Origin of the sequence: Paenibacillus sp. FSL H7-0442 (genome assembly GCF_038593105.1) — a bacterium.
Classification (GTDB): domain Bacteria; phylum Bacillota; class Bacilli; order Paenibacillales; family Paenibacillaceae; genus Paenibacillus; species Paenibacillus polymyxa_D.
The window spans coordinates 4,326,610-4,338,652 of the sequence record NZ_CP151963.1 but is presented as its reverse complement, the minus strand read 5'-3'; the positions used below and the strand labels follow the sequence as shown (position 1 = coordinate 4,338,652).

Below are 12,043 nucleotides of genomic sequence, written 5' to 3'. Positions count from 1 at the left end.
AGGATGTCAGATACGATCAGGGGCGGAGATACGGCTCCTTTACAAAGCTATGATGAGGCAGTGGAATGGATTAACGGCTTGATTCCGTTTGGTATCAGACCTGGACTGGAACGAATTGAACAACTAATGAGTAAATTGGGTGATCCGCAACGACATCTGAAATTTGTGCATATTGCGGGAACCAACGGTAAAGGCTCGACTTGTGCCTTTCTGACCTCTGTGCTACTTAAATGTGGGTACGATGTCGGGACTTTTACGTCTCCGTACATCACCCGATTTACGAACCGCTTTCAATTCAATGGGACCGATATTCCCGATGAAACGCTGGTTTTGCTTGCCAATCGCTTGTATCCGTTGGTGAAAGAAATCGCAGATAGTGAATTGGGATCACCTACAATGTTTGAGGTATCGACAGCGTTGGCTATTTTATACTATGCTACGGTATCTTTCCCAGATGTTGTGGTATGGGAGACAGGTCTTGGGGGAAGGATGGATGTAACTAATATCGTGAATCCAATCCTCTCGGTTATTACAAATGTCGGCTATGACCATACGGATATTTTGGGAGATACGCTCGAACAGATTGCAAGGGAAAAAGCCGGTATCATCAAACCGGGTGTACCTGTCGTCAGTTGTGTTTCCCAACCCGAGGCTATTCAGGTCATACGTGAAACGGCGACAAAGCAAGGAGCTACCTTGTACCTGGCAGGAGAACAATTTACGTATGAACGGCTAAACGGAGATGAAACAGCTCAAACCTTTTCATTCGCGGGGCCCTTCCGACATATGGAAATTGACATCACGTTGTTAGGCGAGCACCAATGTTCTAATGCGGCAGGAGCTATGATGGCACTTGAGGTCCTACGTCAGTATATGGCTTTTGTGTTGGATGATGCAGAACTGCTGGAGGGCTTTAGGCAAACTGCCTGGGCAGGGCGTCTCGAACAAGTCAGTACATCACCGAGAATTGTTCTTGACGGGGCTCATAATCCAGAAGGAGCACAGACGCTGGCCAAGAGTCTTCCTCAAGTGTATTCGTACAAAAAATTGGTTTTAATGATGGGGATGCTGTCAAACAAGCATCATGAAGCATACTTGCAGCATATACTGCCACTAGTGGATACGCTTATCCTGACCGAGCCCGATTTTCGGCGCAAAATGAATGCCGCTGAATTGGCTCATCTCGTGGAGAAGCTGCGGCCGTCTTATGCCAAAACGGATTTAAAAATAATTGTAGAAGGTGACTGGAAAAAGGCTCTTGGCCTGTTTCAATCACATACGGAAGCGGAAGATCTGGGGGTGGTGTCCGGCACGCTGTACCTTATTGCGGATGTACGGGCTACCCTTATGTATCAAACCGATTCGGAAAAAGGTTGGTGAAATTTGTTGATTACTTCGGAACATGTTCATTTTATCGGTATCGGCGGCTACGGGATGAGCGCGATTGCTCGAGTCATGCTGGAGATGGGTTATACCGTGACTGGCTCAGATGTGGCATCACAGGAGCTGACAGAAAAACTGGCGGCAAAAGGCGCAAAAATATATATTGGACACACGCCTGAGCATATTGCAGGCGCGGATATCGTCGTCTATTCAACAGCATTATCACGTGACAATGTGGAGCGGGTGGCAGCGGAGGAATTGAATATTCCAACTCTGCACCGTTCGCAGATGCTGGCTCGCTTGCTTAACGAACGTAAGGGAATAGCTGTTGCGGGTGCGCACGGTAAAACGACAACCTCTTCCATGATCGCTCTGGTTATGGAGAGATGTAACGTTGATCCAACGTATATTATTGGCGGCGAAATCACGAATTTGGGGACGAATGCCAAAGCAGGTAAAAGCGAGTTTGTCGTTGCTGAGGCGGATGAGAGTGATGGTTCTTTCCTGCAATATCATCCTTGGCAAGGCATCGTAACCAATATTGAAGCAGATCATTTGGAAAATTACGATGGCGACTTTAATCGTCTGAAAAGTGCTTATGTACAGTTTTTGAGTCAAATTCGACCGGATGGAGCGGCTATTGTATGCGCAGATGATCAGAACATCCGGGAAATGCTGCCTCAACTCCAGACTCGGGTCATTACTTATGGAGTGGAGCATGAAGCGGATTATATGGCGACAGATATCCAATTAGGTGACCGTCGATTAAGCTTCACTATGAGCCGTAAGGGAACAGCACTCGGAACAATCGAACTATCAGTGCCGGGTAAACATAACATGTATAATGCGATGGCGACTGTAATTTCATGTTTGGAAGCAGGGATTCCATTCGATCAAATCGCTGCTACAATTGTGGAATTTCACGGAGCGAAGCGTCGGTTTCAAGTACTAGGTGAAAGCAATGACATACTGATTATTGATGACTATGCGCATCACCCAACAGAGATTGAGGCTACGATTAGCGCAGCGAGAGCGACTGGCAAGCGTATTATTGCTGTATTCCAGCCGCAACGCTATAGCCGCACCTTTTTCCTGCTCGATGCGTTCAGCCGCGCGTTTAGCGAGGCTAGTGAAGTCATCATTACCGATATTTATTCACCAGCGGGAGAAAAACAGATTGAAGGCGTGCATTCTTCCAAGCTCGTGGATTTAATCGTCCAAAACAGCAATGCTAATGCAATCTATTTGCCGACCAAAGAAGCTGTGATCGAGGAGTTGAAAGATCGATTACAGCCGGGTGATCTTGTGCTGACGATGGGAGCGGGAGATATCTGGAAAGCAGGTGACGCGTTAGCGCGCCATCTTCGCGGACAGCAAGTGTAAACCGTATAAAAATGAGCTGTTGCACCAATGAATTACAAAAAAAGGGTATTCCGAACACGACTGTGTTTCGGGATACCCTTTTTTGTAATGCTGGGGCATATATTCTTAGCTTAACTCATACAACAGACTATGAGGAAGTATGGGACAAGGAGGGAGTGCATCCATGAACAAGACCAAGATGACATTCCGGTTCGACCAACAGTTGCCGGAGACAAGCCGGGAGGATAAGCTACAGGTGCTTCCGTACAAAAACGAGTCGATTACGAACGAACAGCGTGAAACTGATAACCCGCATAAAGGAACGGAACGGAACAGAGGAATGGAGAAAAATACTGCAACTACACAAGAATCAAAGATCAATGAGCCTGAGGATCGGAATAAACGCATTTCAAGTCGGCGTTTTGCTCCGACATTAAGAGTACAAGAGGGATGGGATGACCCCTTTGGTCGTTCGGCGGCTTCCTGGTCAGATGCGGAAGTTCTACCGGATAGCCTGGAAGAGGATGAGGAAGCTTATCATTCTGGCCAAGAGTACAGAAGACGTCCGCCCAACCCTTCTAGATGGAAACTGGTTGGCTCTGTAGCCAGCGCACTGGTGACCGGAGGCATGTTTGGATATATTATGTTGTTACTGTTTAACGGAGGAAGCATGGTTCCGGGATCAGATCCTTCAGTAGAGGAGGCTGTACCGGTCTTTAAAGAATCTGTTGGTGTGGATGCAATATCTGCAAAAGAGAATTCTGTCCCTGTCACTGTCATAGAGGCTCAGGTACCACCTCAAACCTACTATTTGTTGCAATATGGGGTTTTCAGCACCCCAGAACGGGCCTTACAAGCAAAAGAAGAACTATTAAAGGCAGGTATTGCAGCAGGAGGGGATACCGAGGACCAAAACCGGGTATATGCAGGAATATCACCGGATAGGGAGCAAGCCAAGTTGCTCAGCAATCAGTTGAAAACACAAGGAGTCGAATTGTATGTTCGTGAGCTTGAATTGCCTGGATTTGAAAAAGCGGCTTACGGAGGCGAAGGTGATAAACTCACTAGCTTTTTTCAGTTAAGTAGCTCATTGGTGGGTAAGTTGAGCGGACTTTCCTCAAACTTGCTCGGAGAAGGAGGTCCGAATACGGTGCCAGCCTCCGACATGAAGGAGCTGAACGATCTGCATCAGCAGTGGACACAAAATATCACTGTACTTCCCAGTGGTCTTCCGAAGGAAGCGGTTGCCTCCGCAACCTCACTTGAAAAGGCGATGAACAGCGCGATCTCTGCACTTGGGGAATATAATAAGAATACAGCCAAGGAACACATTTGGGAGATTCAGTCCTCCATGATGGAATATGTTTTGCGTGAGAGGGAATTTATCCAATTCATAAAACAATAGGCTAACCATATTTTCCGGCAAGGAACTGGAAATAGTTCCCCATGCCGGATTTCTGTTTGTATTGCAGTACAAATCACCGTATAATAATGAAGGTGTCAAAAAATGGCGAGGGAAGATCAGGATGAAAAAAAATGTAGGAATGCTTATACTGTTTTTATTGCTCGGTTGGCTCTTGGGTGCATGGATTGCCAAAGCCCTTCAATCGATCAAATTCCTTTCTTTTCTGACCCACCCCACTAGGATATCTTGGTCGCCGAGAGCGGACCTGGATATTATCAGCTACAACATAACAATAAATTTTGAATTGAGCCTGCTTAGTCTGATCGGCATCATTGCCGCGTTCTGGCTGTACCGCAGGCTCTAACTGATGAAAAGGAGCTTCCCTTATGGACGGGAAAATTACGCCCCGCATTATTTTGGCATCGACTTCACCAAGAAGGAAGGAATTGCTCGCATTTTTGAGACTCCCCTTTGAGGTGGTGCCAAGTCATGCGGATGAGAGCACGCCTGAGAGCTGGACGCCTCAGCAAATCGTGGAGACCCTTGCGGCACGCAAAGCCCAAGCGGTCGTGAACACCGTCACTCAGTCGAAGGAAGCCGGACTGGTGATTGGCAGTGATACCATTGTCGTGCTGGATGGTTCGGTATTGGGCAAGCCAGCCGACCATGCGGACGCAGTTCGCATGCTGACTGCATTGCAGGGAAGGACACACCGCGTGTACACCGGGGTAGCCTGCATACATACCGGAACCGGCGAAGTGCTTGTCAGACATCGCCAAACGGAGGTTACAATGAAGCCTCTGAGTCAAGAGCAAATTGTGGCATACGTGAATACTGGTGAACCGTCTGACAAGGCAGGAGCGTATGGCATTCAAGGCATGGGTGCTACGCTGGTGGAATCTATTCAGGGTTGTTATTTTAATGTCGTAGGATTGCCGCTTTCCTTGCTGTCGGACATGCTGTCCGATTTTGGAGTGAATGTGTTGCGTCCATAAAGGGGATAAACATATGCTGGAGTCGCCAATACTGATGCTTCGCGACCTCCCCCATGAAGAACGACCAAGAGAGCGCATGATGACATATGGGGCGGATGCCTTAAGCAACGCGGAGTTGCTGGCAATATTGCTGCGTACAGGAACGCAAAATGAGTCTTCGGTGCATTTAGCGCAGCGTATTTTGCAGCAGGCAGGAAATTTGCGTCAACTGGTGGATATGAGCTTGAACGAGTTGACCCAGATTAAGGGCATTGGGGATGCTAAAGCGATACAGCTAAAAGCGGGTATCGAACTGGGGCGTCGATTAGCTTTGTCTCGCCATTTGGAGACCCCGGTGATTAGTTGCCCGCGGGATGTGGCAGATCTGTTGTTTGAGCAGCTTCGTTATTTGCAGAAAGAGCATTTTGTATGCTTGTTCCTTAACACTAAAAATCATGTCATTGCTCAGGAAACACTATCTATGGGTAGCCTGAATTCTGCCATCGTGCATCCACGTGAAGTATTTCGGGCAGCAATCAAATGCAGCAGTGCTTCAATAATTTGCGCTCATAACCATCCGAGCGGTGATCCGAAGCCAAGCCCCGAAGATGTCCAGTTGACTCGCCGCCTGATGGAAGCGGGCAACATCGTGGGTATCGACGTGCTTGATCATATAGTGATCGGGGACGGGACCTTTGTAAGTTTGAAGGAACAAGGTCTGATATAATATAATATTTAAATCAAACATTTAAACACGACCGGATAATCCGGCCTGAATAAACCGCTTATACATTGGATAACAGATTTCAGGGAAGAGAAAAGGAGATTACATCATGCTGGGTGGCTTTACAAAAGATTTGGGAATAGATTTGGGGACGGCAAACACGCTTGTATACGTAAGAGGTAAAGGAATTGTGGTTCGTGAACCATCTGTAGTCGCTTTGCGTACAGATACAAAAACCATTGAGGCTGTTGGTGAATCTGCGAAAAAAATGATCGGTCGCACACCGGGAAATATCCGTGCGATTCGTCCGATGAAGGACGGTGTCATTGCTGATTTTGATACGACAGCAACGATGATCAAATATTTTATCCGTCAGGCGCAAGCCCAACGCTCTTTGTTTCCACGCCATCCGAACGTGATGGTTTGTGTGCCTTCGGGCATTACTGCGGTGGAGCAGCGTGCTGTTGAAGATGCGACGAAGCAAGCAGGCGCAAGAGAGGCATATACGATAGAGGAGCCGTTTGCAGCAGCAATTGGCGCTGATCTTCCTGTATGGGAGCCTACAGGCAGTATGGTTGTCGATATCGGTGGAGGTACAACCGAGGTGGCAGTCATTTCCCTGGGTGGGATTGTAACAAGCCGCTCCGTGCGTGTCGCTGGCGATGAAATGGACGAGTCCATCATCCAATACGTGAAGCGCCAATACAATCTGATGATTGGTGAACGGACTTCAGAGCAACTGAAAATGGAAGTGGGTTCAGCTATGCCATTAGAGCAAGTGGAAACCTCGGAAATCCGCGGACGTGATCTGGTAACAGGTTTGCCGAAGACGATCACGATTACTTCTGATGAAATTAGTGAAGCATTATCGGATACAGTCAATGCAATCGTGGATGCGGTTAAAGTAACACTGGAAAAATGCCCTCCCGAATTGGCAGCGGATATCATGGATAGAGGTATTGTACTTACTGGCGGTGGAGCACTTCTACGTAACCTGGACAAGCTGTTGGCAGGTGAAACCGGAATGCCGGTGATCGTAGCAGAAAATCCTCTAGATTGTGTGGCAATCGGTACAGGCAGAGCGTTGGAAAATATTCATTTATTCAAATCGCGCAGCAGTTCTGCCGTCCGTTCCAAACGTTGAATCGGGGGTGTAGGAACTGTTTAAGCTGTTTGGCAATAAAAGACTATTTGTTCTATTGATAGGAATCGTTCTGTTTATTGCCCTTATGGGGATTACACTTGGACAGAGGAATTCCTTAACCTGGCCCGAGAAGTTCGCCAGAGATTCGATTGGCTTTGTGCAAGGTATCTTTTACAGGCCCGCTTCTGCAATAGCGGGCTTCTTTGAAGATATCGGGAATATGCGCAGTATCTACGAAGAAAATGAACGGTTAAAAATTGCTGTGGCAAAGCTGACTCGTGACCAAATTCAGACCCATAATTATGTTGAAACAAATGCCAGACTGCAGAATGAACTGAAGTTCACCCAAACGCAAAAGGCGAAAAATAATTATGATTATCGTGTTGCTCAAGTGAACAGCGTCAGCAATGATTCCAAAACGCTTGTGATCGATATTGGTGAGAAGGACGGAGCGAAGGTTGGTCAGGAAGTCAGTTCGCTTGAAGGATTTGTCGGAGTCATTAGTCAAACGGGGAATTTTACGTCCACCGTTACCCTATTGACTACATTGGATCCTAAAAATCCGAATTCTTATGCTATTGCAGCGACAGTCTTGGGCAAGGAAAATCAATCGTTTGGTATGATTGAAAGCTATGATCCGGGTACGAACAGATTTCAAATGACTCGCATTGAGGAAAAAGATCCAATCGCAAAGGGTGATCAGATTATTACATCTGGCGCAGGTGGTAAATTCCGCAAAAACCTAATGGTTGGAACGGTAGAGAAGATTCAGGTTGGGGAGTTTGGCAAAACACGGACAGCGATTATTAAACCGGCAGCCAGCTTTGTGGATTGGAAAGAACTGCTCATCCTCTACACTCCTGAGGTACCGGAATAATGAAGATGCGCGGTCAGGTTCTAATACTGCTGCTGTTTGTACTGTTTATAGCTGAAGGGACGATTCTTCCATGGCTTCTTCCGGATAGTTGGCATTCAAGAATGGTTCCGAATTTTGTGTATGTCGTGATCTTGTTTGTGTCTGTGTATTATAGCCGTCATACAGCATTGGTGCTAGGTATTGTTTTTGGACTTATTCATGATGTAGTGTTCTATGGGTTTATCATTGGGCCTTATTCTTTTGCAATGGGGTTGTCTGCATACTTATTGGGGCTTGTTTTTACAGCTCGACGTGCGCAGATGCCCATTATGATGGCAGCCGTGTTGATTGGTAGTTTCCTCTTGGATTCTATGCTTTTTGCCATTGACCAGCTGTTCCAGCTGAATCATCAGACTTTCAATTGGGCACTTGCTCAGTATATAATTCCTGATTTATTTATCCATTTTCTGTTCGCCCTCATCATTTATGTCCCAGTTCGCAAGCAGTTGCAGCGTTTGGGTACCCGTGTGAAAAAGGAAGAGGCTGTCTAGGTCTTTTTACACACATTTTGTCCGGGTTAGCAGGGATTTGACGTCCCGGGGACGAAATGATTGAGATAGGAGGGACAGGCTAATGGCAGTGAAATCGAATCATGTCACGATTAAAGGCATCAAAGATGGCCTGGTATTCCTGCTGGACGATCAATGCGAGTTTGAGAATTTGCTGGGTGAGCTGCGTTTTAAGCTGGAGCACAGTCATCAAAATATTTTAACAGGCCCGATCATTCATGTGGATATTAAGCTGGGAAGCCGAGAAGTGACAGAGGAACAGAAGGAAAGTATTCTGGAGATTTTGAAGCAAAAGGGGAATCTGCTCATCAGGTCTGTAGAATCACCTGGACTGCCTGTGGAAGTGCAGGGAAAGCCTCCTATTCATACGGTGACAGGGATTATCCGATCTGGTCAAGTGCTTCATCACAATGGGAACCTACTCTTTTTGGGAGATGTAAACCCGGGTGGAATTATAACATGTACTGGTGATATTTATGTCCTCGGCGCTCTGCGAGGCATGGCGCATGCAGGGATGGAGGGAAATAGTGAAGCGATTATAGCGGCTTCCTATTTTGCACCGACACAGTTGCGAATTTCTGAAATGATCAGCCGTCCACCAGACGAATGGGAGACACGTGAATCCGGTATGGAATTTGCGTATCTCAAGGATGGCGCTATGCAAATAGATAAAATGAGCAATATTGTGCGTCTGGGCCGCGATTTTAACGTGTTCAAAGGGGTGTAGCACATGGGAGAGGCTATCGTCGTCACTTCAGGAAAAGGCGGCGTCGGCAAAACGACGACGTCAGCCAATATAGGAACAGCGCTTGCACTGCTCGGCAAAAAGGTATGTTTGGTGGATACGGATATCGGTTTGCGTAATCTAGACGTTGTGATGGGTCTGGAAAACCGAATTATTTACGACCTTGTTGATGTAGCGGAAGGTCGTTGCCGTTTAAATCAGGCACTGGTTAAGGACAAGCGTTTTGAGGAGCTGTATATGCTGCCAGCCGCTCAAACCAAGGACAAGAGTGCTGTTACGCCGGAGCAGGTTAAGGATATTATTTTGGAGCTTAAAAAGGATTTTGAATATATATTGATCGATTGCCCTGCGGGTATTGAACAAGGCTTTAAAAATGCCATTGCTGGGGCGGATCAGGCTATTGTTGTGACTACTCCGGAAAATGCAGCCGTACGCGATGCAGACCGGGTAATTGGTTTACTGGAAAGCTCACATGTGATATCACCCAAGTTGGTGGTTAACCGCATTCGCAATAGCATGGTTAAATCCGGAGATATGTTGGATATTGATGGGATTTTACAAGTGCTTAGCATAGACCTTATTGGGATTGTGCCGGATGATGAAATGGTAATTAAAGCAGCTAATACAGGGGAGCCTACCGTTATGAATCCAGATTCACAGGCCGCGATTGCTTACCGTAACATTGCGAGACGGATTTTGGGCGATACAGTGCCCCTCATGCAGCTAGACCAGAAGAAAAGCGTGATGACACGTTTTAAGAAGTTTTTTGGTATGGGTGGATGAGGAAAACCGGAAGTTATGGCTGGTAAATTGCTTCCACGCTTCCTAAGTGATTTTCTATTGGTTCTAAGGTAGGAGCTGTAGTAGTATTCATTTGTAATACTAGACACTTAAATAAGTAATAATCTTATTTAAGTGTTTTTGGTTTGTCTTTTTAAATTCCTATAATACGGCTTCACAAAATTTAGGGTCACTACATAAATATTATAAACACAAAACAAATCCGGTGCGTTAGCGCCGGTTTTTTTGATTTTTAGGTACTTATTCCCGAGCGGGACAACATAAGTTGAAGCCCGTCCTCATAAGATGTATCAAACATACCTCGCTGAGGGGGCTGAACAGGATGAATAAAAATTCCGGAATCAAGCAGCGCAGAGAAGAACGTATACAGCAGCTAATCGCGGGAAGCAAAGCGGAGACGTATCCCTCTGGCATATATCAGTACAGGCACGGGGATAAAGATATGAGGTCGATGCCTATAGTCAGTGCCAACTCGTCCAGAGACCCAGAAACGGAGTGGAAAAATGAGCGGCAACACTGGCAGCAATCTTTTGGGGCGAATCGTGCTCCGTCTTTTTGGACTTCCTTTTGGCGAAGATCAGTCATAGCAACGGTGTTATTTGGAATGGTATGGGGAATGTTTCGTTGGGATATTCCCTATGCAGTGAATTTGAGAATGTTTATTGCGGATGCCTTGAATAAGGATATGGATTTTGCAGCCGTCGGACAATGGTATGAAACTTATTTTGACGGAGCTCCTTCCTTTTTGCCGATTTTTGGCGAGGAGCATGAAACGCACAAGGTAGCCGCAAATCGAAAGGGCTCTCCACCGATCGAAGGCACTATAACACAGCCTTTTGTACTGAGCCTGAAAGGGGTAGAAATTACGCCGAATGTCACTGACAACGGGCCAATCGTTGTTAAAAGTATAGATGCAGGACGAGTATTAGACATATTAAATCATCCCAAAAGCGGGATTTCGGTTACAGTTCGACACACTGGCGGTATCACAGCAACTTACGGGAGGCTTTCCCGCTCTACCTTAAAAGTGAACGACTGGGTTCAGGAGGGAGATGAGATCGGTGTACTGCCAGCAAGTCGCAGCGGCAGCGAGGCGGCAACTTTATTTTTGGCAGTTCAGAGAGGGGATCACTACATTGACCCGTCGGAAGTGGTAGCCCTTGATTAATGTCCGAGGGGTGACCTTATCACTACATCCACTGTTTGTATTGGTTATGCTGACCTCTATAATAACGGGACATTTTATCGAGATCATCACTTTATTTACATTGGTGTTTATTCATGAGCTAGGTCATGCGACAGCTGCTTCGTTGTTAGGCGCGCGGGTGCTTTCCATACAGATGTTACCCTTTGGAGGAGTTGCGGTCATTGAGGATCAGGGGAAGCTCAATGCGTGGAAGGAGATTGTCATTGCGCTAGCGGGGCCCCTGCAAAACGGAATCATGATCATCATCCTTTTATGGTTCAAAAATGTGAGTGGACCGGAGTATGATTATGTAAATTATATAATTCAGGGGAATGCAGTTATTGCACTGTTTAATTTGCTGCCCATTTTACCACTTGATGGTGGGAAAATATTGCAGGCAATGATTAGTTTATCCTTTTCTTATCACCGCACATTAGTGTGGACCTTTAGGGCCAGTATCGTAACGAGTCTGCTATTTTGTATGTATGGTATTTCACCGTTGTTAAGGCAAAATGGGCCTATGCATTTAAATCTGCTGGCGGTAGGGATTTTTTTGCTTTATTCTAATATTGTGGATTATCGGAATATCCCTTACCGTTTTATACGGTTTTTGCTGGGGAGGGACGAGCTTTTTTACCGCGAAATAGCTAAGGGAAGTATTGCCTTACCTATTGTATCCCTGCCAATGAAACATTTGGAGCCTATTTTGCGTCTTTTCAGAAGAGATCGGTATCATATGGTTTATGTTATGAATGAACAGGGACGAATTGTAGCCGTACTGCCGGAGCAACGCCTTATTCGCTCTTATTTTGCGACACGCCCGCCAGATGGTGGAGAACCCAAGCCTAAATAATGTTTTATGAGTAAGAAAGAGGCTGTATCCAGAGAGGTTGA

13 protein-coding genes are annotated in these 12,043 nt (G+C 46.3%); all 13 read left to right on the top strand.

Annotation, left to right across the window (positions count from 1 at the left end):
* Positions 1–3 precede the first annotated feature (3 nt).
* Positions 4–1,380 (top strand): folylpolyglutamate synthase/dihydrofolate synthase family protein, encoded by a 1,377-nt coding sequence (locus tag MHH57_RS19085; protein WP_029518417.1) that lies wholly within the window; start codon positions 4–6, stop codon positions 1,378–1,380.
* A 6-nt stretch (positions 1,381–1,386) separates the two neighbouring features.
* The gene (gene murC, locus MHH57_RS19080) at positions 1,387–2,766 is read left to right on the top strand and encodes a UDP-N-acetylmuramate--L-alanine ligase (RefSeq protein WP_013311605.1); all 1,380 of its coding nucleotides are present in this window, start codon (positions 1,387–1,389) and stop codon (positions 2,764–2,766) included.
* A 163-nt stretch (positions 2,767–2,929) separates the two neighbouring features.
* Positions 2,930–4,150, top strand: coding sequence for an SPOR domain-containing protein (locus MHH57_RS19075; RefSeq protein WP_342434404.1), 1,221 nt, complete (start codon positions 2,930–2,932; stop codon positions 4,148–4,150).
* A 121-nt stretch (positions 4,151–4,271) separates the two neighbouring features.
* Entirely contained in the window at positions 4,272–4,514 is a 243-nt protein-coding gene (locus tag MHH57_RS19070; RefSeq protein WP_023989955.1) for a DUF4321 domain-containing protein, read from the top strand.
* 22 nt (positions 4,515–4,536) lie between these two features.
* Positions 4,537–5,145, top strand: coding sequence for a Maf family protein (locus MHH57_RS19065; RefSeq protein WP_039272577.1), 609 nt, complete (start codon positions 4,537–4,539; stop codon positions 5,143–5,145).
* Positions 5,146–5,158: 13 nt separating this feature from the next.
* Positions 5,159–5,851 (top strand): DNA repair protein RadC, encoded by a 693-nt coding sequence (gene radC, locus MHH57_RS19060; RefSeq protein WP_103050169.1) that lies wholly within the window; start codon positions 5,159–5,161, stop codon positions 5,849–5,851.
* A gap of 106 nt (positions 5,852–5,957) precedes the next feature.
* Positions 5,958–6,992 carry a rod shape-determining protein gene (locus MHH57_RS19055; RefSeq protein ID WP_013311600.1) on the top strand — a complete coding sequence of 345 codons (1,035 nt, stop codon included), beginning with the start codon at positions 5,958–5,960 and terminating at the stop codon, positions 6,990–6,992.
* A 55-nt stretch (positions 6,993–7,047) separates the two neighbouring features.
* On the top strand, positions 7,048–7,869 hold the full coding sequence (gene mreC / locus MHH57_RS19050) for a rod shape-determining protein MreC (RefSeq protein ID WP_029518420.1): 822 nt from the start codon (positions 7,048–7,050) through the stop codon (positions 7,867–7,869).
* Complete coding sequence (gene mreD, locus MHH57_RS19045; RefSeq protein WP_029518421.1) at positions 7,869–8,399, top strand: rod shape-determining protein MreD; 531 nt, start codon at positions 7,869–7,871, stop codon at positions 8,397–8,399. Before mreC ends, mreD begins: the two co-directional genes overlap by 1 nt.
* A gap of 82 nt (positions 8,400–8,481) precedes the next feature.
* Positions 8,482–9,144 carry a septum site-determining protein MinC gene (locus tag MHH57_RS19040; protein ID WP_029518422.1) on the top strand — a complete coding sequence of 221 codons (663 nt, stop codon included), beginning with the start codon at positions 8,482–8,484 and terminating at the stop codon, positions 9,142–9,144.
* 3 nt (positions 9,145–9,147) lie between these two features.
* On the top strand, positions 9,148–9,945 hold the full coding sequence (minD, locus tag MHH57_RS19035) for a septum site-determining protein MinD (protein ID WP_013311596.1): 798 nt from the start codon (positions 9,148–9,150) through the stop codon (positions 9,943–9,945).
* Positions 9,946–10,285: 340 nt separating this feature from the next.
* The gene (locus MHH57_RS19030; RefSeq protein ID WP_069011268.1) at positions 10,286–11,131 is read left to right on the top strand and encodes a peptidoglycan DD-metalloendopeptidase family protein; all 846 of its coding nucleotides are present in this window, start codon (positions 10,286–10,288) and stop codon (positions 11,129–11,131) included.
* A complete protein-coding gene (locus tag MHH57_RS19025; RefSeq protein ID WP_029518424.1) occupies positions 11,124–12,002 on the top strand; it encodes a M50 family metallopeptidase in 879 nt (292 codons plus the stop codon). The genes MHH57_RS19030 and MHH57_RS19025 overlap by 8 nt, the downstream gene beginning before the upstream one ends.
* Positions 12,003–12,043: the final 41 nt, after the last annotated feature.

Excerpts from the sequence above, each read along its gene's own strand:
- MHH57_RS19085 (WP_029518417.1), top strand. The coding sequence starts at position 4 with ATGTCAGATACGATCAGGGGCGGAGATACGGCTCCTTTACAAAGCTAT.
- MHH57_RS19075 (WP_342434404.1), top strand. The coding sequence starts at position 2,930 with ATGAACAAGACCAAGATGACATTCCGGTTCGACCAACAGTTGCCGGAG.
- MHH57_RS19070 (WP_023989955.1), top strand. The coding sequence starts at position 4,272 with ATGAAAAAAAATGTAGGAATGCTTATACTGTTTTTATTGCTCGGTTGG.
- MHH57_RS19065 (WP_039272577.1), top strand. The coding sequence starts at position 4,537 with ATGGACGGGAAAATTACGCCCCGCATTATTTTGGCATCGACTTCACCA.
- radC (WP_103050169.1), top strand. The coding sequence starts at position 5,159 with ATGCTGGAGTCGCCAATACTGATGCTTCGCGACCTCCCCCATGAAGAA.
- MHH57_RS19055 (WP_013311600.1), top strand. The coding sequence starts at position 5,958 with ATGCTGGGTGGCTTTACAAAAGATTTGGGAATAGATTTGGGGACGGCA.
- mreD (WP_029518421.1), top strand. The coding sequence starts at position 7,869 with ATGAAGATGCGCGGTCAGGTTCTAATACTGCTGCTGTTTGTACTGTTT.
- MHH57_RS19040 (WP_029518422.1), top strand. The coding sequence starts at position 8,482 with ATGGCAGTGAAATCGAATCATGTCACGATTAAAGGCATCAAAGATGGC.
- minD (WP_013311596.1), top strand. The coding sequence starts at position 9,148 with ATGGGAGAGGCTATCGTCGTCACTTCAGGAAAAGGCGGCGTCGGCAAA.
- MHH57_RS19030 (WP_069011268.1), top strand. The coding sequence starts at position 10,286 with ATGAATAAAAATTCCGGAATCAAGCAGCGCAGAGAAGAACGTATACAG.